Raw genomic sequence first — 24382 nt, 5'->3', positions numbered from 1 at the left:
AAGAAGGAGGAGAAAAAATGAGACAAAATCGATTACTGAATGATGGCTGGCAATTTCACTTAGGTGAGATAGAAGAGCCAATGAAAACAGTCAGAAAAGCCGCAGCTATCGGTGGCTTGGCAGCTCCGCTTGAAAATGAAGCGGGGGATACTGTTTTGATAGGTGCTGGTGGAGAACATTTTCTACGGCTGATTGCTCAAGGTGATCGTGAAAAAGGCTTGAGAATGTTGGCGAACACTGCTTTGGAAAGTGAACTTGACGAAGATTGGGTATCTGTTGATCTCCCTCATGATTGGAAAAATGAACTTCCGTATGTTAATGATCCCGATTTACTGATGAGTGGATCAAAGCCAGATGGCATTGCCTATTACCGTAAGACTTTTGCGTTAACTCTAGATGAAGTGAACGAAAAGCAAGTGACTCTCCACTTTATGGGCGTCATGCGTATGGCATCTGTCTGGTTTAATGGTGTATTTCTAGGTGATCATTACAGTGGATACTCTGATTTTTCTTTTGATGTCTCTGAACTGATACGCATCGGCTCAGAGGGAGTGAATGTGGTGTTGATCAAAGTGGATACGACGAAAGGCGCGGAAGGCTGGTGGTATGAGGGAGCAGGTATATATAAGGATGTATATTTAGAAATAAAACCAAAGCTTCAGATTGTGGCAGAAGCATCGTTTATCGAAACAACTGAAATAAACCAGCAGGAAGCGCTCCTTAAAATCACCATTGGTCTTGCTAACCATCATTTTGAGAAAAAACAAAAGATAACGATCAAAAGTCAGGTGGCTGATCAACAAAATATCCATGAGTGTAACGTAGATCCTTTGGCGACAACAGAATGGAGTTATTGCCAAAAAATCTGCGCGCCTCAGCTATGGTCTCTCGAGAATCCACATCTATACCAAGCTACTTTTCAACTATTTGATGGCGAGAACCAAATCGATGACTATCAGCTTTGTTTTGGTATTAGGACAGTCGCATATACTACGAAAGGTTTTCTGCTTAATGGGGAACGTAAAGAATTAAGAGGGGTCTGTGAGCATCAAGACTTTGGTGGTCTAGGTGTCGCATTACCAAAAGATATTTTACGGTATAAGCTGTTGAAAATGAAAGAAATGGGGGTAAACGCCTATCGCAGTGCACATCACTTTGCTTCCAAAGATCTCCTTGAATTATGTGATGAATTAGGTATCATCGTTATGAACGAGAACCGCATCTTGGAATCTAGTGAGTGGCGGACAAATGAGCTGGTAAAAATGGTGAAGCAAACACGTAATCATCCTTCTCTTTGTTTTTGGTCCCTTTGTAATGAAGAGGTGATTGGTCATACGCCGCTTGCTTACCGAATGGCACAAAAATTAGCAGCTGTGATCCGAACCCATACTTCGCAAAGTCTCATTGTTTCAGCGGAATTACTTAATCCTGCTGGTCAGGTGGATGCTTCTTATATGCGTATTTTTGATGTGAACGGGGTTAATTATCCTGAGTCTGCTGTAAATGGGACAGGTTTAGTTGCTGTAAAGGAAAAGTATCCGCTATTTTCATATCTTAGTACGGAAAGTGCTTCTTACTTTTCGACAAGAGGGGTCTATCAAGATAACAGCGAAAAATGTCATACTTCAAACTTTGGTTCTCTTTATTCTATGGTCTTACCTGGGAAACGAAAGCCTGAAGAGCCAGGAACCGGTGGTACGGCTAAACCGAAAGAAGTACTGCGTTACTTAGAAGAACATGCCTATATGGGAGGTGTCTTCTTGTGGACATTTATGGATTACTACGGTGAGTCAGCACCGTTTCACTGGCCTGGAATCAGTTCTCAATTTGGAATTACAGATACGGTCGGATTTGAAAAGGATTCTTTTTATTATTATCAATCAAGGTGGACTGAAACACCAATGGTTCATGTGTTTCCTCACTGGAACAAAGAAGGGTTAACAATTGACCAAGGGGTTACGGAGGTGAGGACTTTTTCTAATTGTCATACTGTTGAGTTGTTTCTGAACGGGAAGAGTTTTGGAAAGAAAAAAAATGATAAAGATGGCCTATCTTGGCATATTCCTTATGAACCAGGTTGTTTAAAAGCCATTGGTGTCAAAGAGGAACAAACAATTGAAGCAACTCGAAAAACAAGCGGTCCGACTGATTCTGTCACAGTTAAAGAACGATTCTGTGGAGCGGACTACTCTCTATTTGAGATCCAAGGAATCGATTCAGAAGGGATCGAGGTGCCAACTGCAGACGAACTTGTAGCGGTTTTGGTAAAAAATGGAACAATCCTCGGACTTGCTAATGGCGATCCCGCAGATCTAGACGGGTATAATTGCCAAGAGAAAAAACTTTTTTCAGGAAAATTAATGGCAATCATAAAAAAAGAACCAGGAAAAGTACCGCTTATCCAAGTAGCACTAAAAAAAGTTGAGTAAAAGAGAAGCAATTGAAGGTAATAGTAGTTAGCCTTGGTGCTCACAGATTTTTACGGAAAAAGAAAAAAGCCGACCCACAACCTCGACAGTTTATAAAGTCATAGGTTGGTGGTTCGGCTTTTTCATCAAGCTGTTGCAAACTGGCTGTTATATAGTTGGGCGTAAAGGGAATCTTGTGCCAGCAATTGAGTATGGGAGCCTTTTTCGACGACGGAGCCGTCTTTCATCACTAGAATCAAGTCAGCGTTTTTGATGGTAGAAAGACGATGGGCGATGATAAAGCTGGTTCGTCCTTGGGTCAAACGATCCATCGCCGTTTGGATCATTTGTTCCGTCCGCGTGTCGACACTGGAGGTGGCTTCATCAAGGATCAGGATCGTTGGGTCTGCTAAAATCGCCCGAGCGATCGTCAATAATTGTTGTTGTCCTTGTGACAGTTCGCTTTCGGAACCAATGACGGTATCGTAACCGTTGGGCAGGGTCCGCACAAAGTGGTCGCATTGGGCGGCTTTCGCGGCAGCCAAGATGTCTTCCCGAGTGGCATCGGGATTGCCATAAGCGATATTTTCAGCAATGGTTCCTTGGAACAGCCATGTATCTTGCAGCACCATACCGAATTTTTTCCGTACTGCCGGTGCCGAAAAGTACATCATGTCTTGATCGTCCAGCAAGATCTTCCCACCATTCAATGGATAAAAGCGCATCAAAAGATAGATCATGGTGGTTTTTCCAGCACCTGTTGGTCCGACGATCGCGACCGTTTGTTTTGGTTTGACGGAAAATTCGACGTTTTCCATCAAGAGTTTTTCCTTGCTGTAGCCAAAGGAGACGTGTTGAAAATCGATTTTTCCTTTGATGTTTTGTGGAACTGGCAGTTGTTGGGTCGCAGTTTCTTCTTCAGGATAATCAAGGATCTCAAAAATTCGTTCGAGAGATGCTAAGGCACTTTGCAAGGTGTTCATAATATAAGAGGCTTGCGTGATCGGTTCAGACACTTGGTTGATGTATTGCAGATAGGCTTGTACGAGACCAATGGATAATTGCCCTTGCAACACCATTAGACCACCAACGACGGCGCTTAAGATAAAGCCGATTTGATTGATAAAGCGCACGAATGGATTGATAGCTGCACTGACGAACTGTGCTTTCCGAAAGGCTTTAAATTGGGCTTCACTCAATTCCGCCATTTCCGCTTCAACGGCAACTTGTTGGTTGTAGGATTTGATCAGCGGATTTGCGGTATAAAACTCTTCCGCACGACTGCTAACTGCACCTAATGTTTCTTGGTTTTTGGTAAAGTAGCTCAAGTTTTTTCGTGCGAGAACGGTGGTCACAAAAGCACTCAAAAGCAAAATCAGAACCACGCCGATCGTCAGTAATGGGCTGAGATAAAGCATAGCGATCAAGCCGAAGGTAATGCTGATGGTTGCGGTGATCAACTGCATCAAACCGACTTGTAAGACTTCGGATACTTTATCTAAATCGAGAATCACTCGGCTTAAAATATCGCCAGTATGATGTTTGTCGTAAAAACTGATAGGCAGGCGATTGAATTTGTCACTGATTTGTTTGCGTAAAGTCAAGGTCAGGGTTTCACTGACACTGGCCATCGTATACTCTTGCAGCAAGGAAAAGAGACTAATCAAAAGCCACGTTCCCGCTAAAAGGACGACTGGACCTAAAATACTTTGCCAAAAATCATTGATCTGCCAGCCTTCTTGTTGAAACAAGGCAATCAGATTATCCAGTCCACGCCCCAAGATCAAAGGGGCGATGGACATTAGTAAGGAAAAGAACAAGGCGGAAGCGATAATCAGTAGAAAGCGGGCTTTTTGTTCCATCAGCAAACGCAGCAAGCGTCGGCTTGTATGTTTCATGTTTTTTGGGGTATCCATTGTTTGTTTACTCATCCTTCATTCCTCCCATTCCTTGAGATGAGGCAAACTCTTGATAAGTTTGGCAATTGCGTAATAATTCTTCGTGGGTTCCTTTACCGACCATCTTGCCGTTATCCAAGACAATGATTTGATCGGCATTTTTGACGGTCGATACCCGCTGAGCCACGATAATGACGGCGGCATCTTTCGTGTATTCTTTCAATGCACGCCGCAAGTTGGCGTCTGTTTGATAATCCAAAGCAGAAAAGCTGTCGTCAAAGAAGTAGATTTCTGCTGGCTTTGTCAGCGCTCGGGCAATACTCAATCGTTGCTTTTGACCGCCAGAGAAATTGCTGCCTTTTTGAGCAACTGGACTTTCATAACCTTCAGGCAAGCCTTCAATAAATGACTTGGCTTGAGCAACTTCAGCGGCTTTTGCCATCGCCTCATGGGTTGCTGGACGATTGCCGAAACGCAAGGTTTCTTGAATCGTGCCGCTAAGCAAGAGCGCTTTTTGCGGGACATAACTAATTTAGTCCCGTAATTCGGCTTGTGAGATCTCTTTGATGTTGCGGCCAAAAAGCGTGATCGAACCAGCAGTCACATCTTTGAAACGCAACAGCGCTTTGGCGATGTTGCTTTTGCCAGAACCAGTTCCACCAACGATCGCTGTCGTTTTGCCTCGATGGATCTCGAAGCTGATATCTTCTAAGACAGGTTCTTCGGCACCTTCATACGTAAACTGCACGTGATTGAAAGCTGCGATCGTTTCTGACACGGCGGTCTTGTTTAAGGTTTGGTCACCGTCGATCAAATCAATTGGTTCTTCCAAAACTTCTGTGATCCGTTGCAAGGAAGTCAAGCCTTTAGGCACCATCACGATCACCATCGCTGCCATAGTCAAAAACCAGAGACTCAGGATCGTGTATTCGATGATGGCAGTAATACTACCAATAGCAAGGTGGCCCTGCAGACTTTGATAGCCGCCGTAGACAAGGATAGTCGAAATCGAGAGTCCCATTACTAAATTGACGGTCGGATTCAAGACAGCAAAGAGGCGATTGACTTGGATCATGGTTTTCGCATATTCCGTCAGTGTTTGATCTGTCCGTTCTTTTTCGTAAGCAGCTTTGTCGAATGCTCGAATCACCCGAGCGCCAGTAAAGGTTTCTCGTAAGATCCGCATCATGTTATCGACTAGTTTTTGCGTGATTTGTGATAATGGGATCGCTTTGCGAATCACTCCATAAGCGATCATTGAAAAACATAGGATCGCTACGATTGGGACCCAAATCATCCGTAAAGAGACGGTGCCGGTTAGAAAAATTGAAGCAGCGACGATCATTGGGGCTGGCAAAATCATTTGCAGCGCCATCATCAAAATTTGTTGGATGTTGTTGATGTCGCTGGTGGTACGTGCCAGCAAAGTGGGCGTACCATAGCCATCAACGGCGGATACAGAGAGTTCTTGTGTTTTTTTGAAAAGGCGCATCCGCAAAAAATGCCCGAATTTTCCTGAAAGGTGGGCAGATAAATAACTACCGCCTACAGAGACGATCACGGTGCCGATGGCAATGGCAAACATCCACCAGCCATTGTGCCAAATGGCTGTCGTGTCGACTTTCAAGATCCCTTCATCAATGATTTTTGCCAAAAAATACGGCAACAAGAGTGTGCCGAAGGATTGGACCAGCATCAAAAGAAATAAACTGAAAAAGAAGCGTCGTTCTTCTTTATAAAATAACTGTAATTGTTTCATGATTTCCCTCCAAAAATGTCGTTCTATGGTAGAATAAACTGTAACGTTACGTTACAGTCAAGCAAGGAGTGAAATTTTTTTGAAAAAACAATTGACCATCAGTGAGATGTCCGCTTATGCTGGCGTGAGTCGGCGCACATTGATTTATTACGATCAGATCGATTTGTTCAAACCGCAATCGATTGGTGAAAACGGCTATCGCTACTACGGCTTTGAACAATGCCTTGAGTTAGACGTGATTCTGCTCTTGCGTTCTTTAGACATGCCCTTGCAAGACATTCGACAATTTTTGAAAAACCGCAACCCTGAATACACGCAAAAGGAACTTGTGGAACGGCGAGGAGAAGTTCGTACCAAAATCGCTGCGCTGCAAGAATTGGAACGAACCTTCGATCGCTACATCCAGCGCTATGAAAAAGTACAGAAAGCCGATTTTGAGACCTTTACGATAGCGCACCACGAAGCAGAGGCGTTTATCGTTTCCGAAGAGATCGCTGGCGATGATCCAGAATCTGCTTATCAAGTGTACGCCCGTTTTTATCCGCTAGTGGATTATAAAGATGCTTTCAGTGGCTACCCCATCGGCTTTTTAAGTGCTGGAACGACATTAGAGGATCAGACCTTTCACGCATCGCCTTATCGGGCACTGATCTTGATTCCACAAGATCGGCTGCATCTCTATCCTGAAAAGCTGATCATCACGCGTCCTACTGGCACGTATGTGTCTGGGTTTGTCAGTGAGGGAGAGGAACAAATTGCTGCTTTTACCCATCGCATCCAAGCCTTTCTAAAAGAGAATCATTTAAAGATCGATGGCGATGTTTGGGAATTGTTATGGCAAGATGAAGTCTTTACCGCCCAAAAAGAATTGCAGATATTTGAAGTGATGGTTCCAGTGAAGCCCGAGTAATGGACGAGGCACGCGTATCTGTAGGAACCGAAAATCAAGATACGCAATCGCAATGGTTGTTGCGGGCTTTTCAATGGAAGCAAAATAGAAGCAAAGGAGATGGACGAAGCCAGATCTTATCCCTACAAAGAGCCCTGGGAAGCGTTGAAATTCCCATTTTCCTTTTTTCTCGTTATACTTGAAAGAACAGATGAGAAAAAAGGGGAAATTTTAATGAAAAAAGAAACAGGATTACGCTCGCTTTATGCGTTGATTGGTGTCGCCATTTTAGGATTCGGGGCGGCATTGCTGCGGGTCGGCGGAGTAGGGCTAGACCCATACACAGCTGCCAATATCGGTGTCGGCGAGCTACTAGGGTTATCCCTTGGGGTCTATCAATTGATGATCAATATCGCTGTCCTAGTATTGATTTTTATCTTTGGCCGTCGCCATATCGGCATCGGGACGGTCATCAATATGGTGCTGACAGGATTTTTCATCGACTTTTATACCAATGTTTTTGATTGGTTATCCGTCGGTCCCAATAACTGGTGGCAGCAAGGCTTGTTCTTGTTGATCGGGATTATCTTCTTTACCTTCGGTGCTTCGTTTTATATGTCAGCGAATTTGGGCAGCGCCCCCTATGACGCGATCGCCCCAACCATCGTCGATCAGACGAAAGCCAACTATCGAGTGGTGCGGGTGATTCAAGACGTTGCCTTTGCCTTGATTGGGCTCTTCACAGGCGGGCCTATTGGAATCGGAACCTTCATCAGTGCCTTTTTAGTGGGCCCACTGATCAAATTCTGGGACAACCGTGTCTCTCAGCCATTCATCGAAAGCAGTGTCAAAAAAGCGATTTTTAAATAAAAAAGGTCTGCAGCAAAGAGAAGTCGAAGCGATTTAGTCGCCCACTTCACTCAGCTGCAGTTTTTTTGCCATTTGATCAAGGAATTCTTGCATAATTGCTTCTCAGTCGCTAGAATAAAAAAGCCGAGGAGGGGTAAGTATGCAATTACCAACACCATTTATTGAAAAATACCAACGGTTGCTAGGAGAAGAAGCACCAGCTTTTTTTACCGCTTTAACCGATAATCAGCCAGTCAAAGGCTTTCGCTTGAATGTTGCTAAGCCGCACGCACAAGCGATGCTGGCAAAATATGGGCCAGCCGCTGTACCTGCCCCCTATGCAGAAGCTGCTTATATTGGCGAAGTCAAAGGCCGTTCGCTGCTCCATCAAGCTGGCTATGTCTACAGCCAAGAACCTAGTGCGATGATCGTAGCAACGATCGCAGCCGCTCAACCAGGGGAGCTGGTCTTAGATTTATGTGCGGCACCAGGGGGCAAAACAACGCAGCTGGCAAGCCAGTTACAAGGAAAAGGACTGCTTGTAGCAAATGAGATTTTCCCCAAGCGTGCCAAAATCCTATCAGAAAATGTGGAGCGTTGGGGCTTCGCGAATGTAGTTGTCACCAATCAGGCACCGCAAGAATTGAGCCGCCATTTTCCTCAGTTTTTTGACAAGATCGTGGTGGACGCCCCATGTTCTGGTGAAGGGATGTTTCGTAAAGATCCCCTCTCCTTAGAAGAATGGCAAGCAGAAACACCTGATCAGTGTGCGATCAGACAAAAAGACATTTTGGCACAAGCCGTTACGATGCTAAAACCGGGGGGGCAGCTGATCTATTCCACCTGTACCTTTGCCCCAGAAGAAAACGAAGCGATGATGGCTTGGTTAATGGAGGAGTACCCCTTCACGATCGAAGCGATCGACTTGGACAATGTATCTCATGGGCGCAGGGAGTGGGGAGCTGCACCTGGGATTGAGAAAACCATCCGCTTATGGCCGCATTTAAACCAAGGAGAAGGTCATTTCGCTGCGAAATTGACCTCGCTAGCAGAAGCAGCGCCAGTGAAAAAGAAGAAAAAAGGCAAAGGAGCGACAGCCAAGAGTCCATTGGATGCAGCGACTCAAAAGTTGTGGCAAGCCTTTCGCAAGGAGTTTCCTTTTTTACAGGCACTGAATGCGACGCCTCAGCTGCTAGGAGAAAACCTCTGGCTCGTTCCTGAAGAAATGCCTTCTTTAAAAGGGATCAAGTTTATGCGCCCAGGTTTGCACGTCGGCGTCGTTAAGAAGAATCGGATCGAGCCAAGTTATGCGTTGGCATTGGCGATCCATGCAGAAGAAGGGGCACCGACAGTGCCAATCACTTTGCCGCAATGGCAGCATTATGTGGCAGGTGAAACCTTGAGCGTGCCAGGAAATGCTGGATGGGTGATTTTGACAGTCGATGAGATCCCAGTCGGTTTTGGAAAACAAGTCCAAGGAACCGTGAAAAACTTCTTTCCTAAAGGATTAAGATTCAAAGCGATTTAAACGAAATAGTGTTTTTATTTCAGTCCTCGTGCTATGATGGAAGTAGCAAAATAAGGGAGCTGATCGATATGAAAACATCATCAAAAGTAACGATTGGATTAAGCATTGCAGCGATCGCTGGGATCACTACTGCCGTCGTTGTATCAGACAAAGTATTCAATAAAGTACGCTTCGCTTGCAACCGACACAAAGTAAAGAAATTTGTCGATGACAAATTCAACGGCAATGAAAAATTGCTGGATGTCGTAGACGGCTTGTCCGACAATGAATTGGATTCGTTGTTAGGTGTGATGAAAAAAGTCAATGAGGGCCGCAACAAAATCTCTGTTTACGGAGACAATATCAAAGATTCGACAGAACATGTCAAAGACAAGTTGACGAGCTTTGTTGATTCCGTCTTTTAAGCCAATCATTCCATTTGAAACTCGCAGGGACATCGGTCTTTGCGAGTTTTTCTCGTCTTTCTAAGCGTTTTTCGTTATACTAACAAGGAAATGCACGAAATGGTGCGAGGTAGAGGAGTGAGAGTGAAGTCGTGGAAAAAACAAGTACCTTGACTGCCGAGGAAAAAGCGTTCTTTATGGAAGAAGCAATCAAAGAAGCCCGAAAAGCAGAAGATTTGGCAGAAGTACCGATCGGTGCTGTCGTCGTCTTGGATGGTAAAATCATTGGTCGTGGGCACAATCTACGAGAAACGCAGCAGCAAGCCGCAGCGCATGCGGAGATGTTTGCGATCGAAGAAGCCTGTCGCACTGTCGGAAGTTGGCGCTTAGAACAAGCGCAGCTGTTTGTGACCTTGGAACCATGCCCAATGTGCAGTGGGGCGATGTTATTGGCACGGGTGGAAGAAGTGTATTTTGGTGCCTACGATCCCAAAGGCGGCACTGCTGGTACATTGATGAATTTATTGGAAGATGAGCGCTTCAACCATTGGTCCTATGTGGAAGGCGGCATTTTAGAAGAAGCATGCGGCCAGCTGCTGACAGATTTTTTCCGAGCATTACGAGAAAAGAAAAAACAAAAAAAGGCTGGCAATCTCTAACGAAATACGTTATACTAAGTTTTGCCGAAAGGCTAGGACAATGGAGGTCTTGTGAAGCGTGTCAGATCCGGAAGGAAGCAGCACTAAGCAGGATTCTCCATGTGTCTGATTGAAAAACTGCTTGTTTTGAAGAAAGCAGTAGTACTAATTGAATCGATGATCATTCAAACCTGAGACAGACTGTCTTAGGTTTTTTTATTTTTGAAATTCTTTGTGACACCAAGGACTGTTCTAATTGTATTCTGCTTTAAATCTAGGCAATCGATAGCAGCTCTCAGAGGGTTAAGTTGTATTTTTGATACAAAGGCTTTATTCCTGTTTAGAACCTTACTCTGATAACTTTTCCGTTGACGATTTTTATATTCTCAAAAAATCAGTAGTTCTGACGAACTGAAACATGGATTACCTGCTCTCGATATTCGATAGAATCTTCGTTTCAAGAACTCTTTATTTTCTCTTCAACGAATTGCCGCCGCCGTGTTATCGATAGAACTTCTCAAAAATAACCAGAAAAAATCACTTTCCTTTTTACAGTCAGAAAGTGATTTTTTCTTTTGAACAACTGTTACTGCAGCTGGTTCTTTTTTACAAAAAGTCACCATTCTTTTCCAAGCATTCCAATGGTTTCCCAGAGATTTTATGCTATGCTTATTTTGTAGAGACTTCCGTCGCCTTTCTACTGGCAACCCTTGCTGCCAAGAGAAATGGATAGTGATTTCAGGCGACGTATTTGAAAAGAGGCGCACAATGGAAAAAATTACGATTATTCATACGAACGATCTGCATTCCCACCTAGAACATTGGCCGAAGATGCGACGTTATTTGGATCAAAGAAAACGAGAAGCGGATACGACCGAAGAGACAGTGATCGCACTCGACTTAGGCGACTTTGTCGATCGTTGGCATCCTTTGACAGAAGCAACTGACGGCAAGGCGAATGTCGATTTGATGAATCAAGGACATTACGATGCGGTGACGATTGGGAACAATGAAGGGGTTGGCAATCCCAAAGAGGTCTTGCAGCATTTATATGACCAAGCAGAATTTCCTGTCATTTTAGGCAATTTATTTGATAAACAGGATTTGCGTCCGCCAAAGTGGGCACAAGAATACAAAATCATGGAAAGCAATCAAGGCGCTAAAATCGGCCTGATTGCTTTTACAGCACCGTTTCCGCTGACATATGCCCCAAACGGCTGGGACATTCGCGAACCCTTGGAGATTTTGCCTTCATTGGTGCAGCATTTGCGCCCCGAGGTCGATCTGCTGGTCTTGATGAGCCATCTAGGCATTAATGCTGACCGCCAGATTGCGAGGGACTTTCCAGAACTAGATGTTATTTTAGGTTCTCACACGCACCATTTGTTTGAAAAGGGCGAAGTCATCAATGGCGTTCAAATTGGGGCAGCTGGCAAGTTTGGTTTTAACATTGGCGAAGTCGAAGTGGTCTTAGATGATCACCACCGCCCAATCAAGCATCGCGCCCGTGTGATTCCGACGGATTCGTTGGTGGCTTTTCCGCAAGATGAGGAAGAGATCGCCGAATATCTATCGATCGGCCATCGCTTGCTGCGGGCAAATCAGGTGGCAGAAATTCCAGCAGCATTTACGAGGGATTGGCAAAGTGAACATTCCTTGGTTCGGGAGGCGCTTTTGGCATTATGTGCCAAAGGACAGACGGATGCCGCCATCTTAAATACGGGGCTATTTTTAGATGATTTGCCGCAAGGACGGGTCGATCAAGATCAACTGCACACGATTTTACCCCATCCGATGCATTTGATTCGGGTGACGCTGCAAGGCGCAGATGTCATTCGATTGGTCTTAGAAATGGAAAAAAATCGCAACTTTTTGCGCAATTTCCCAATTATGGGAATGGGCTTTCGAGGGAAGATTTTTGGTGAACTGGTTTATGAAGGCATCCGCTTTGATGAAAAAAACCACCAAGTATTGTGGAAACAAGAGCCCGTCGATCCTGCTCAAAGCTACACGTTGACCCTTGTGGATCACTACTTGTTTATTCCGTTTTTCCCGACGATCGAGATTGCTGGAACCGTTGAGTTTCTTTTTCCCGACTTTATTCGCACAGTGGTCGGTGATTACCTGAGTCAGAAATACCCCATCCAGTAGTTCGTCACTCCTCCAGCTGGATTTTGCGAGAAAACCGTGACTATCATTGGGGAATAAAACAAGGTATAATAAACAACAGGTGGTGAAAAAATGACCGAAAAACAAACGATCACAGATGAAATGACATCTGTACTAGAAGAAATTATTGAAGAACCAGCGAAACAACCGCAAAAAGGCGAGTTGGTGACTTTGTTAAATGATGAAGAATTAATGATTGGCAATCGACAATACAAATTGGTCATGGATTATCGTGAAGGCTTCAATCCAGAAAAACTTGGCGAGCGTTACAGTGAAGTGTTGGCACGTTATGATTATATCGTAGGCGATTGGGGTTATGAGCAGCTGCGTTTGAAGGGCTTTTTTGAAAAGGATAACCGCAAAGCATTACCCGATCAGCGTATCGACATGCTGGAAGACTATTTGTATGAGTATTGCAACTTCGGTTGTGCCTTTTTCGTGATCCAACGAGTTGGCGGCAAGAAAGAAAAAAGTACCTCCCGCCGACGCAAGAAAAAGCCAACCCAAAACAATCAAAATCAAAACACACAACAAAACGCCCATATAGAAGAAAAGCGTGACACAGTACCTCAGAAAAAAAGCAAACCAACGATCAAAAATCGTAAACCAAAAGAAAAGAACGTCAAAAAAACCGAAACAACCACGGTGAAAAAAGGCAAAAAAGAGTTTACGATTCGACAAAGGGAAGAATAAGATGAAATATAAAGGCTATTTGATTGATTTAGACGGCACGATTTATTTAGGAAAAGCGCCGATCCCTGCTGGGAAACGCTTCGTAGAATCCTTACAAGAAAAAGGACTGCCCTATTTATTTGTGACCAATAATACGACCCGCAGTCCTGAAGTCGTGGCGCAGCGATTAGCGGATGAATTTTCAATCCATGTGGCACCAGAAACGATCTATACCGCAAGCTTGGCGACGATCGATTTTATGAAAGACCATGGCAAAGGCCGCAAAGTATTTGTGATCGGCGAAGCGGGGTTGATCGATTTGATCTTAGCTGCTGGGTTTGAGTGGGAGGAAACCAATCCGGATTATGTCGTGGTTGGTTTAGACAACCATGTGACCTATGAAAAATTTGTTTTAGCAACGTTAGCGATCCAAAAAGGAGCTACCTTTATCGGGACCAATCCAGACAAAAATATCCCGACGGAAAGAGGCTTGTTGCCAGGTGCGGGTTCACTGATCGCAATGGTGGAGACTGCCACCCAAACTCAACCGATCTTTATTGGCAAGCCAGAAGCCATCATTATGGAAAAAGCGGTGGCACACATCGGCTTATCAAAAGAAGAGGTCTTGATGGTGGGGGACAATTACGAAACCGATATTCGATCGGGGATCCAAAACGGGATCGATTCTTTGCTCGTATTATCTGGCTTTACCCCGAAAGCGGCGGTTCCGACATTACCGGTAGCACCAACCTATGTGGTGGATTCTTTAGATGAGTGGGATTTTGAACAATGAAAAAGCAAGTGTGGCTTGAACGCTTAGGATTTGTCTGCTTGTTTTTGTTTTTGGTCAGTCTAGCGATCACCCTAACGATCAATTTTCGACCGTTATATTGGTTTGATGTCGATCACTTGAATCTGTTGGATTATACCTCGCTAACAAGAGAAGAGTTGTTGAAGAACTATGGCTTATTGTTAGATTTTCTAAACAATCCTTTTGCAAGTACGCTCGCCTTGCCAGATTTTCCAATGTCTGAAGCTGGCGCTGGGCATTTTTACGATGTGAAGCAGTTGTTTCTATTAAATTATGCCGTGATGATCGTCACTTTGCTGCCGAGTATCTGGTTCGTCAATCGGTTACGGCAAAAAAAACAGCAATGGCGCTTGATTCGTCCCTTTCAATGGGGGATGATTTTGCCGCTGATTTTCGGTTTTTTGATGGCTGTCGGCTTTGACCGCTTTTTCGTTACGTTCCATGAGATTTTCTTCAGTAACGACGATTGGCTCTTTAATCCAGCCACCGATCCGATCATCAACGTGCTGCCAGAAACGTTTTTCATGCATTGCTTTATTCTCTTTTTCGTCTTGATTGAAGTCTTCTTTTTTGCCTTCTATTGGTGGGGCAAACGAGGCTTGAAAAAAACAGTGTAATGAAAAAAAGACCAACGATCCCTTCCTTTGAGGGTGTAGTGACCCCAAAAAGTTAGACTTTTATGGAGTGGAGAAATCCACTCCTTTTTTGTACGATAAGATTAACTGTTAGACAGCTGTTTTTACAGCTTCTCGAAACTGAACCGGACTTCGCCAATTTAATTTCTTTGTGATGCGTTTATGGTTGTAATAATAGATATATTGGTCAATTTTTGTTTTCAATTCATCTAAACTCCGATAGACTTCTCCATGAAAAATCTCTTGCTTTAATAAACCAAAGAAGTTTTCCATAGGTGAGTTATCTAAACAATTCCCTTTACGAGACATACTCTGGAAGATTTTGTGCTGCTTCAATTTATTCTTATAAGCATTCATTTGATAGGCCCATCCTTGATCTGAATGGAAGGTTCTACGAAATGGACAATCATTTGTCATCTGGATTGCTTCTTCTAATCCTTCCATTATGGCTAGTGCGTTTGGTTTTTCAGAAATCCGATAAGATAGAATTTCACTATTGTAGAAATCCATGAAAGGATCTAAATACAGCTTTTTCTGACGAACGACACCTGTGGTGTCTACTTCATAATACTTAAACTCTGTGGTATCAGTTGTAATTTTTTGGTGACAGATATTTGTATAAAACCGACGATGAATACGATTTTTGGCGACAGTGCCAACCTTCCCACGATAAGAATTGTACCGTCGAGATTTTCGAGTGTAAGACTTTACTTCGATACCTAGTTTTTTTATCAGACGTTGAATCTTCTTTTTATTGACATGAATCCCTTGATTCTCTAATTCTTTTTTTAGTCGCAGACAGCCATAGTCTTTATGCTCTTTGCGAATTTCAAGCATTTTTTCTTCAATTTCTTGGTCTGGGTTTGGTCTGTCAAACCGTTTCTGCCAATACATATAGGTTGCTTTAGGAAATTTCAATGTTTCAAGAAGCTCAACTAGTTTGAATGATCCTCGGAGGCTGGCGATGATTCGTGCGATTGATTCTTGCGTCTTTGCTGGGCTTCCTGTTTTCGCAGCTTCCTCAACTCTTTTAAAAAGGCATTCTCAATTTGAAGGGATCGGACTTGCTTTTCTAATGCCTTGATACGATCGCGTTCTTCAGTTGTTGTATTTTCTTTTTTGTTTTCTTTTTTTCTAGTCAAAGTAAGTGGTCGCCCTTTCTCTTTTGAGAGCCCCTCAATACCTGCTTCTCTGAAATTACGCATCCAATTGGCAATAAGCGCAGGGTTGTTCATTTCTAAAGTGCTAGCAACTTCTCGATAGGACATCTCACTTGTTTGATATAACTCTAGCGCATTTAACTTAAATTGAACAGAATATTTCTGATTTTGATGCTTTCTCAATAGACCTTCCTCTCCGTATTCACGATAGGCATTCACCCAATTACTTACTTGAGACTTGCTTGAAATACCGTATTTGTTGGCAAGATACCGATATCCGCCCACGCCACTAAGATATTCTTTAACGATTTTTAGTTTTAATTCAAAAGGATATTTTGCCATACAAATAACGACCCCCAAAAGTTAGATTTTTTTGGTCTAACTTTTGGGGGTCGCTTCAGGGAGGCGAATCGTCGGTCTTTTTTTTATTGCGTAATGTAATGAGATTTACTTGGGTGTTGATGGGCTAAGCGACTTGCGGCAGAAGCGGCGATGGCACCTACGATATCATCTAAAAAGGTGTGAACGCGGGGACCGTCGTGCTTGTTCAGTTCTTTCAAAATGCCCGGTTTGACTTTATCAATGTATCCGTAGTTAGTAAAGCCGATGGAGCCATACACGTTGACGATGGATAGTGCGAGGATCTCATCGATCCCATAAAGCCCTTCGTCTTCTTTGACGATTTCTTGCAGTGGATGCAGCAGTTGATTTTCTTCTGCCAAAATATCCAATTGGACCCCCGTTAAAATCGTGTTGTGGACTTCCCGCTTGCTTAAGACAGCGTTGACGCTTTCGATACACATCTCCAACGTGATGCCTTCAATGTAATCTTTTTGCAAGAACATCACCAATTCGCCAATGTCTTGCAGCGAGACACCGCGGTCGGCCAACAATTCTCTTGCTTTGTCTTCAAGTGTTTTGCTTTCTAATACCATATAGTTTCCCTCCATGTAAATATAGTTTATTCAAAAGTCAACATGCGACTGATGGATTGCGATCATAAGTAGTGCCCTATTCCAGTTGCAGCCCATGCCGTTTGGGTTTAATCCCTTCTGACATCCATTGAATCACAGGTGTTGGCTAGTTCTGCTTTGGCTGCCACTGCCCAAGGATGGGGGACCACCAAGTCACCAGCAAAAAGCCAGTCCATATAATACCCAGCGGCGGCTTCCAAGGAATCATCGAGGCGGTCTAATAAGCCGATTAAGAAAGGCGCTTGATCTTTACGATCCCATTTGATTTTGTCGGCTAAAAAAATGAGTAGATCGAGACGACGATAATGGGCCTTTAAGGTGGTATGACAGCTGATGGCGGACAGAATGTCTGGATCAGACACCTGAAAAACCGTTTTTGCCAACAAAGCGGATTGCTGCTGATGCAGCAAAAAAGGTGCTTGCCGCTCCTCGTCTAAGATCGGTTCGCCTACTGCTATCTGCAAGGCGATTCGCTGGTCATTAGGGATGACGACGCTGACATCGTGCAGCAGTCCTGCCAAGTAAGCTTTCTCCGCATTGACTTGAAACCGTTCTGCCAATCGTTTGGCTTCTTGGGCAACAGCTAGATTGTGGACCGCCGTTTCGGCATGATCGAAGGCTTCCAGATACTGAACCATTTGCTCAGTGAGGGTCTCCCCCTGTAAGGGGAGAGCATAGGCGGCAAGTTGACGTTGACCAGCTTGTTTCATCTCAGCTACTCCTTAAAAAGACTTGTACTATGGGCAGGTTGTGTCCGCGTTTTGGGATCAATGTAGTGGAGCGCATTGTTCACCGCAGTTGGGGCTTCCCCGAAACCAGTAGCGATCAGGTCGACTTTTCCATCGTATAAAACGACATCTCCACAGCCATAGATCCCAGGAACAGACGTGCTCATATCTGAAGAGACGAAGACTCCTTGGCGACTGCTTTTCATGCCCCAATCCTTGATGTTCAATGTGGAAGAGAAACCATAATTGACGATCAAAGCATCCAATGAAAGGCTGACCGTTTCATCACCCTTGACTTGCTGCAACGAGACACCAGTCAAACGTTGCTCTCCTTGGATTTCTTGGATCACATAAGGAGTCAAAATGTTGACGGCAGAAGCCTGTAATTTACTAACGCTATGTTCATGGGCACGAAATTCAGGACGGCGATGGATCAAGTAGACTTCACTAGCGATCGGCTCCAGCATTAATGCCCAATCGATGGCAGAATCGCCGCCACCGGCGATCGCTACTTTGCGTCCAGCATACTTCATCAAATCGGTGACAAAATAGTCTAAGCCGTATCCTTCAAACCGCTCGCTTTCTGGCAAAGTCAGTTTGCGTGGCTGGAAGGAGCCGTTTCCTAAAGCCAAAATCACGGCTTTCGAGTAATGGATTCCTTTGTCGGTGGTGACTTCGATATAGTCTTCTTGTTTTTCGACCGACAAGACGGTTTCTTCTAAACAATATTGGTGATTGAAGGTCGTCAACTGTTTTTCCAGGTTTTGGACAAGATCGCCCGCTTTGATTTTCGGATAACCTGGGATATCGTAGATGTATTTTTCTGGGTATAAAGTAGCAAGCTGACCGCCTAATTGCGGCAAGCTGTCGATGATCTTGGTTTTGGCGTTACGCATACCGGCATAGAAAGCAGAAAACATCCCGCTAGGTCCCGCGCCGATAATCGTTATATCAAAAATATCCATGTTATTCCTCTTTTCTAACCACGTTGGGGTGAAGCGTGTTCGTAGTGTACGAATAGCTTCATTATAGCAAAAATTATCCAAACTAGCATTTTTTCAATTTTCTGCTATCATGGATTTATGAGAGAGAAGGAGGAGTTAATGTGTCTGAATTTCCACAGTTAGCATTAGAAAAACAAACTGGCCATAAAGCAGTCATCAAAACCAATCGTGGGGATGTAGTTGTACAATTGTTCCCAGAATTGGCACCAAAAACAGTGAAGAACTTCGTTGAATTAGCGAAAAAAGGGTATTACGATGGGATTATCTTCCACCGTGTCATTCCTGATTTTATGATTCAAGGTGGCGATCCAACTGGTACAGGTATGGGCGGCGAAAGCATCTATGGTGGCAGCTTTGAAGATGAATTTTCAAAAGAATTGTTCAATCTTCGTGGCGCTTTATCCATGGCAAACGCTGGTCCGAATACTAACGGCAGCCAGTTTTTCATCGTAAACAATCAAAATGTTCCTAGCAACATGTTAGGTCAATTAGAAGGTGCTGGTTATCCAGCTGAAATCATCGAAGCGTATCAAGCAGGTGGTACTCCTTGGTTAGATTTCCGTCACACAGTCTTTGGTCATGTGATCGAAGGAATGTCAGTCGTTGATGAAATCGCTGGCGTGCAACGGGGACCACAAGATCGTCCAGTGCATGATGTAGTGATCGAAACGATCGAAATCAGCGAATAAAACAAAAGAACCCAAAAGCAGTTTCAACGGTCATCCTCAAGGAGATCGTTGAAACTGCTTTTGGGTTCTTTTTTTCATAAGAAAGAGTTAACCGATCGGTTGGTCTTTAAACGCGGCGGCGATTTGATTGAGTGCTTTTTCTAATAGCTCTTTAGGACAGGCAAAGTTCAGCCGCATATGGTGACTGCCGCGAGGACCAAAGATACTTCCTTGATTCAATACGACATTGGCTTCTTTGATCAGTTTGCGCTGCAGCTGACTGTCCGTTAGGCCATAGGCAGAAAAATCCAGCCAGATCAAGTAAGTACCTTCGGGTTTTTGAAAGGTCACTGCTGGGAGTTGTTCAGTCAAAAAGTCGCAGACAAAGGTGCGATTTGCTTCTAAATAGGACAAAAGTTCTTCTAACCATGCTTCAGATTCACGATACGCTGCTTCAGTAGCGACCAACCCAAACGTATTGATTTCCCCTTGAACGTTGCGTTCTTGTGTTTTTGCAAATTGGCTGCGCAAGGTTTTGTCTTTGATGAATACCATCGAATTTTTGATCCCAGCTAAATTAAAGGTCTTGGTTGCTGAGGTCAAGATGATCGAAAAATCGGCAAAGCTTGGCTCGACTGTTTGGAAAGAGACAAATTGATTTGGTGCAAAAACGATGTCTTGATGGATCTCATCACTGACAACGATCACCTGGTGCTTTTGACAAATACGGCCGATCGTCAGCAGTTCTTCTTTTGACCACACGCGACCGCCAGGATTATGAGGATTACATAGAAGAAACAATTTTACCTTCTTTTCGATGATGGTTTGTTCCATCGCCTCAAAATCGATGACAAAGTGGCCAGCTTTTTCTAGTAACGGTTCTTGAATTAAGGTCCGCTGATTGTTTTTGACAACATGGGCAAAGGGATGGTAGACCGGATCGTGGATCAATACGGCATCTCCTTCTTGCGTATAACTTTGGATCGCCAGTGCAATACTAGGGACCACACCGCTATTAAAAAGGATCGCTTCTTTATTGATGGTATAACCATGACGTCTTTGCTGCCAATCGATGATGGATTCAAGCAGCGAATCAGGGATGGTAGAGTACCCATAGATCCCTTGGGCAACTGCTTTTTCTAAAGCTTTTTTCACAGGTTCTGGTGCCAGAAAATCCATGTCGGCTACCCAAAGCGGCAACAAGTTTTCTTCCTTATAGGTTTTTGCAATGGTATCCCATTTGACGCTATTGGTATTTAAGCGCGGATGAACTTTGTCAAAATTGATCATGCGTTTCCCTCCTATATTGTGCAACGTTGTTTCTGATGCTTCAAATCTACCACTAGTTCAAGTATAATGAAAGTGGAAAAGAGAGGAAAGACTATGAATTATCAAATCGGGAACATTATAGAAGGAACAGTCACTGGGATTCAACCCTATGGTGCATTTGTTTCGTTAGATAAGGAAACACAAGGATTGATCCATGTTTCAGAGATCCAATCTGGGTTTACCAAAAATATCCATGAAGTCTTACAGATCGGGCAAAAGATCCGTGTACAAATCATTGATATTGACGAATACAGCCAAAAGATCAGTTTGTCCCGCCGTACATTGGAAACGAGTTTTGTTCAGCCACCCTTTAAGCGTAAACGCTACTTTACAAATAAGAATAAGCGGATCGGTTTTCGTACGATTGGAGAAGCTTTACCAGTGTGGGTGAAAGAGGCCAAAGAAATGTTAGAAAAAGAAAACAGCAGCAGATAATCGTGCATATTTTCTGAAAATGTGCTAAAATTAGTTTACAAACAGATGAATAACTGAGGTGGGTATTTTGGGATCCAAAAAAGTAGCGGGTACAGTTATGATGCACTTAGCAAATGGTTCGAAACGATTTTTGATGCAAATACACGAAGGCACTGCGGAATTAGCGTCAACGGATTTTTCTGAAGATAAAACCGGCTTGGCTACGATCTTACAATTGTTTAAAGACCGTATCCACCTTGATGTGACAGCGATCGAACTCGTTGAACTCACAAATGGCAATATTGATACGCAAAACATTCCTTTATTTGTTTTTGAAACACAAGAAGCAGGACAAACGCAACAGCTGCCAGAAGGGTATGCGTGGGAAGAGCCCAATATCTTTCGTAAGATCATTGAAGACTACGAGATTGAAGGCGTTCCGTTCTTTTAGCACCTGAATATTAGCGAAAAAACTGAAGACCGTTACGACGGTCTTTTTTTATTATTGACTTTAGTCAGTTTCGTTCGCGTAGCGTACGAAACAAAAAAACCGCGCGTTTCTACGCGTGGACGAAATAGCTTTAGCGATAAAAAACTCCTTTCGATATACTAATAGTGGCTACCAACCGCATATCAGATCGAAAGGAGTTTTTTTATGTCTAACGACGATAAAAGTTTAGCACATACCAGATGGAATTGTAAGTATCACATAGTCTTCACCCCGAAGTATCGACGAAAAGTGATTTATGGAAAGTTAAGAGTAAGTATTAATCAGATATTAAGAAAATTGTATGAGATGAAAGATGTTGAAATCATTGAAGCTCATGCCATGCCTGACCATATTCATATGTTAGTAAGAATACCACCAAAGATTAGTATTTCTAGTTTTATGGGCTACTTAAAAGGACGAAGTGCAACCTTAATCCATGAAAAACATGCGAATTTGAAATATAAGTATGGGAATAAAAGCTTTTGGTCCAAAGGATACTACGTGAGTACGGTTGGGTTAAATCAAAAAACAATTGAAAAATATATTCGAGAACAAGAAGCAGATGATCGAATAAGAGATAGTATAAGTAAACAAGAGTATGTAGATCCATTTAAATAGTTAAAGAGAGATAGGGCTGTGAGCGGTTGGTGGTCATTTAAAAAGCCCCTTTTAAGGGGCTAGCGAGTGGTGAGCCCTTCTAGGGCTGTTAAAAAGCCACCCGTTTCACGGGTGGATATTTACTGAAAACTTTTTGTAAATAAAATGAAATATTTCCTTGACCTGAGTCAAGAAGAATGGTAAATTAGTCAACGTTGGCAATTGAGCCAGCGGGTCAAAACAACAGTTGAAAAAACTTCAAAAAAAGACTTGACCAAAAATGAAACAGATGATATTATAACGAAGTCGCAATAATAAAACAGTTAATCAATGTTGATACATCAACAAAATTAATTGAAAAAAGTTGTTGACAAATAACAAATCATTTGTTATTCTAATTAAGTCGCTGAGGCAGCCGCTACGAAGTTGAAAAACAACGAGCGAAAAAAACTTTTAAAAAAAGAGTTGACAATCAAATGTCGCTCTGATATGATATAAAAGTTGCTAACACAGCACGGTAGACCTTTGAAAACTGAACAAAGCAAGCAAACGAACCAATGTGTAGGACGTTTCAATTTATTGAAACAAATACATGCAAGCAATAGCTAGCAAAGTTAATTTTTATGAGCTTAATGACCGTATGGTCATTCAAACAAATCATTATGAGAGTTTGATCCTGGCTCAGGACGAACGCTGGCGGCGTGCCTAATACATGCAAGTCGAACGCTTTTTCTTTCACCGGAGCTTGCTCCACCGAAAGAAAAAGAGTGGCGAACGGGTGAGTAACACGTGGGTAACCTGCCCATCAGAAGGGGATAACACTTGGAAACAGGTGCTAATACCGTATAACACTATTTTCCGCATGGAAGAAAGTTGAAAGGCGCTTTTGCGTCACTGATGGATGGACCCGCGGTGCATTAGCTAGTTGGTGAGGTAACGGCTCACCAAGGCAACGATGCATAGCCGACCTGAGAGGGTGATCGGCCACACTGGGACTGAGACACGGCCCAGACTCCTACGGGAGGCAGCAGTAGGGAATCTTCGGCAATGGACGAAAGTCTGACCGAGCAACGCCGCGTGAGTGAAGAAGGTTTTCGGATCGTAAAACTCTGTTGTTAGAGAAGAACAAGGATGAGAGTAAAATGTTCATCCCTTGACGGTATCTAACCAGAAAGCCACGGCTAACTACGTGCCAGCAGCCGCGGTAATACGTAGGTGGCAAGCGTTGTCCGGATTTATTGGGCGTAAAGCGAGCGCAGGCGGTTTCTTAAGTCTGATGTGAAAGCCCCCGGCTCAACCGGGGAGGGTCATTGGAAACTGGGAGACTTGAGTGCAGAAGAGGAGAGTGGAATTCCATGTGTAGCGGTGAAATGCGTAGATATATGGAGGAACACCAGTGGCGAAGGCGGCTCTCTGGTCTGTAACTGACGCTGAGGCTCGAAAGCGTGGGGAGCGAACAGGATTAGATACCCTGGTAGTCCACGCCGTAAACGATGAGTGCTAAGTGTTGGAGGGTTTCCGCCCTTCAGTGCTGCAGCAAACGCATTAAGCACTCCGCCTGGGGAGTACGACCGCAAGGTTGAAACTCAAAGGAATTGACGGGGGCCCGCACAAGCGGTGGAGCATGTGGTTTAATTCGAAGCAACGCGAAGAACCTTACCAGGTCTTGACATCCTTTGACCACTCTAGAGATAGAGTTTCCCCTTCGGGGGCAAAGTGACAGGTGGTGCATGGTTGTCGTCAGCTCGTGTCGTGAGATGTTGGGTTAAGTCCCGCAACGAGCGCAACCCTTATTGTTAGTTGCCATCATTTAGTTGGGCACTCTAGCGAGACTGCCGGTGACAAACCGGAGGAAGGTGGGGATGACGTCAAATCATCATGCCCCTTATGACCTGGGCTACACACGTGCTACAATGGGAAGTACAACGAGTTGCGAAGTCGCGAGGCTAAGCTAATCTCTTAAAGCTTCTCTCAGTTCGGATTGTAGGCTGCAACTCGCCTACATGAAGCCGGAATCGCTAGTAATCGCGGATCAGCACGCCGCGGTGAATACGTTCCCGGGCCTTGTACACACCGCCCGTCACACCACGAGAGTTTGTAACACCCGAAGTCGGTGAGGTAACCTTTTTGGAGCCAGCCGCCTAAGGTGGGATAGATGATTGGGGTGAAGTCGTAACAAGGTAGCCGTATCGGAAGGTGCGGCTGGATCACCTCCTTTCTAAGGAATATTTCGGAAGACTACACATCGTTTGCCTTTGTTCAGTTTTGAGAGGTTTACTCTCAAACAAAATTTGTTCATTGAAAACTGGATATCGAAGAAATAATCAAAACAAGTAACACACACCGAGTTGAAATGTTAAAAGAGTTTTTTAATAAGTT

Annotated in this window: 21 protein-coding genes, 1 rRNA gene, 1 other RNA gene and 1 pseudogene; 16 read left to right on the top strand and 8 right to left on the bottom strand. The window is 43.8% G+C overall.

Going from position 1 to position 24382, the window contains the following annotated elements; genetic code table 11:
- Positions 1–17: 17 nt before the first annotated feature.
- Positions 18–2429, top strand: coding sequence for a glycoside hydrolase family 2 TIM barrel-domain containing protein (locus IGJ05_RS08355; protein WP_266167279.1), 2412 nt, complete (start codon positions 18–20; stop codon positions 2427–2429).
- A 125-nt stretch (positions 2430–2554) separates the two neighbouring features.
- Here the strand turns inward: IGJ05_RS08355 and IGJ05_RS08350 are convergent, their stop codons facing one another.
- Positions 2555–4339, bottom strand: coding sequence for an ABC transporter ATP-binding protein (locus IGJ05_RS08350; protein ID WP_208788466.1), 1785 nt, complete (start codon positions 4337–4339; stop codon positions 2555–2557).
- A pseudogene (locus IGJ05_RS08345) lies at positions 4332–6065 on the bottom strand (ABC transporter ATP-binding protein). Before IGJ05_RS08345 ends, IGJ05_RS08350 begins: the two are co-directional and overlap by 8 nt.
- A 106-nt stretch (positions 6066–6171) precedes the next feature.
- Between IGJ05_RS08345 and IGJ05_RS08340 the strand changes: the two are divergent.
- From IGJ05_RS08340 to IGJ05_RS08295, 10 genes are all read left to right on the top strand, one after another.
- Complete coding sequence (locus IGJ05_RS08340; RefSeq protein WP_080646970.1) at positions 6172–6975, top strand: MerR family transcriptional regulator; 804 nt, start codon at positions 6172–6174, stop codon at positions 6973–6975.
- A gap of 99 nt (positions 6976–7074) precedes the next feature.
- Positions 7075–7824, top strand: coding sequence for a YczE/YyaS/YitT family protein (locus tag IGJ05_RS08335; RefSeq protein WP_081116963.1), 750 nt, complete (start codon positions 7075–7077; stop codon positions 7822–7824).
- 139 nt (positions 7825–7963) lie between these two features.
- The gene (locus IGJ05_RS08330) at positions 7964–9331 is read left to right on the top strand and encodes an RsmB/NOP family class I SAM-dependent RNA methyltransferase (protein WP_438725149.1); all 1368 of its coding nucleotides are present in this window, start codon (positions 7964–7966) and stop codon (positions 9329–9331) included.
- A gap of 68 nt (positions 9332–9399) precedes the next feature.
- Entirely contained in the window at positions 9400–9735 is a 336-nt protein-coding gene (locus IGJ05_RS08325; protein ID WP_005227636.1) for a hypothetical protein, read from the top strand.
- Positions 9736–9866: 131 nt separating this feature from the next.
- Positions 9867–10373: a tRNA adenosine(34) deaminase TadA gene (gene tadA, locus IGJ05_RS08320; protein ID WP_081116961.1), complete on the top strand. Its 507-nt coding sequence runs from the start codon at positions 9867–9869 to the stop codon at positions 10371–10373.
- Between the two features lie 29 nt (positions 10374–10402).
- Positions 10403–10489: signal recognition particle sRNA small type (ffs, locus tag IGJ05_RS08315), an RNA gene on the top strand.
- 631 nt (positions 10490–11120) lie between these two features.
- Positions 11121–12503: a bifunctional metallophosphatase/5'-nucleotidase gene (locus tag IGJ05_RS08310; protein ID WP_081116960.1), complete on the top strand. Its 1383-nt coding sequence runs from the start codon at positions 11121–11123 to the stop codon at positions 12501–12503.
- Positions 12504–12593: 90 nt separating this feature from the next.
- Positions 12594–13214 (top strand): YutD family protein, encoded by a 621-nt coding sequence (locus IGJ05_RS08305; RefSeq protein WP_081116959.1) that lies wholly within the window; start codon positions 12594–12596, stop codon positions 13212–13214.
- Between the two features lies 1 nt (position 13215).
- Positions 13216–13986, top strand: coding sequence for a TIGR01457 family HAD-type hydrolase (locus IGJ05_RS08300; RefSeq protein WP_010748835.1), 771 nt, complete (start codon positions 13216–13218; stop codon positions 13984–13986).
- Positions 13983–14621, top strand: a complete 639-nt coding sequence (locus IGJ05_RS08295) for a TIGR01906 family membrane protein (protein ID WP_081116958.1) — start codon at positions 13983–13985, stop codon at positions 14619–14621. Before IGJ05_RS08300 ends, IGJ05_RS08295 begins: the two co-directional genes overlap by 4 nt.
- A 108-nt stretch (positions 14622–14729) precedes the next feature.
- On the opposite strand, the gene IGJ05_RS08290 is transcribed toward IGJ05_RS08295, so the two are convergent.
- The 5 genes from IGJ05_RS08290 to IGJ05_RS08270 all read right to left on the bottom strand — a co-directional run bounded on the left by IGJ05_RS08290 (position 14730) and on the right by IGJ05_RS08270 (position 18466).
- Entirely contained in the window at positions 14730–15605 is an 876-nt protein-coding gene (locus IGJ05_RS08290) for an IS3 family transposase (protein WP_438725219.1), read from the bottom strand.
- Complete coding sequence (locus IGJ05_RS08285; RefSeq protein ID WP_016249835.1) at positions 15575–16141, bottom strand: helix-turn-helix domain-containing protein; 567 nt, start codon at positions 16139–16141, stop codon at positions 15575–15577. The genes IGJ05_RS08290 and IGJ05_RS08285 overlap by 31 nt, the downstream gene beginning before the upstream one ends.
- A gap of 83 nt (positions 16142–16224) precedes the next feature.
- Entirely contained in the window at positions 16225–16734 is a 510-nt protein-coding gene (locus tag IGJ05_RS08280; RefSeq protein WP_005227653.1) for a phosphatidylglycerophosphatase A family protein, read from the bottom strand.
- A 107-nt stretch (positions 16735–16841) separates the two neighbouring features.
- Positions 16842–17483 carry a bis(5'-nucleosyl)-tetraphosphatase (symmetrical) YqeK gene (yqeK, locus tag IGJ05_RS08275; RefSeq protein WP_081117372.1) on the bottom strand — a complete coding sequence of 214 codons (642 nt, stop codon included), beginning with the start codon at positions 17481–17483 and terminating at the stop codon, positions 16842–16844.
- Between the two features lie 5 nt (positions 17484–17488).
- Complete coding sequence (locus tag IGJ05_RS08270) at positions 17489–18466, bottom strand: NAD(P)/FAD-dependent oxidoreductase (RefSeq protein ID WP_010748839.1); 978 nt, start codon at positions 18464–18466, stop codon at positions 17489–17491.
- A 140-nt stretch (positions 18467–18606) separates the two neighbouring features.
- On the opposite strand from IGJ05_RS08270, the gene IGJ05_RS08265 reads away from it, so the two are divergent.
- Positions 18607–19194, top strand: a complete 588-nt coding sequence (locus IGJ05_RS08265; protein ID WP_005227659.1) for a peptidylprolyl isomerase — start codon at positions 18607–18609, stop codon at positions 19192–19194.
- 87 nt (positions 19195–19281) lie between these two features.
- Here the strand turns inward: IGJ05_RS08265 and IGJ05_RS08260 are convergent, their stop codons facing one another.
- A complete protein-coding gene (locus tag IGJ05_RS08260; protein WP_081117374.1) occupies positions 19282–20463 on the bottom strand; it encodes a MalY/PatB family protein in 1182 nt (393 codons plus the stop codon).
- A gap of 93 nt (positions 20464–20556) precedes the next feature.
- On the opposite strand from IGJ05_RS08260, the gene IGJ05_RS08255 reads away from it, so the two are divergent.
- The 4 genes from IGJ05_RS08255 (at position 20557) to IGJ05_RS08240 (ending at position 24221) form a co-directional block, all read left to right on the top strand.
- Entirely contained in the window at positions 20557–20937 is a 381-nt protein-coding gene (locus tag IGJ05_RS08255) for a CvfD/Ygs/GSP13 family RNA-binding post-transcriptional regulator (RefSeq protein WP_005227662.1), read from the top strand.
- Between the two features lie 67 nt (positions 20938–21004).
- On the top strand, positions 21005–21367 hold the full coding sequence (locus IGJ05_RS08250) for a hypothetical protein (protein WP_005227664.1): 363 nt from the start codon (positions 21005–21007) through the stop codon (positions 21365–21367).
- 204 nt (positions 21368–21571) lie between these two features.
- Positions 21572–22024: an IS200/IS605 family transposase gene (gene tnpA / locus IGJ05_RS08245; protein WP_010750015.1), complete on the top strand. Its 453-nt coding sequence runs from the start codon at positions 21572–21574 to the stop codon at positions 22022–22024.
- A 637-nt stretch (positions 22025–22661) separates the two neighbouring features.
- Positions 22662–24221 (top strand): 16S ribosomal RNA (locus IGJ05_RS08240).
- Positions 24222–24382: the final 161 nt, after the last annotated feature.

The organism is Enterococcus sp. AZ167 (assembly GCF_051714025.1).
Classification (GTDB): Bacteria; Bacillota; Bacilli; order Lactobacillales; family Enterococcaceae; genus Enterococcus_D; species Enterococcus_D casseliflavus.
Note: the sequence above shows the minus strand (reverse complement) of the source record. Positions and strands in the feature narration are given on the sequence as shown.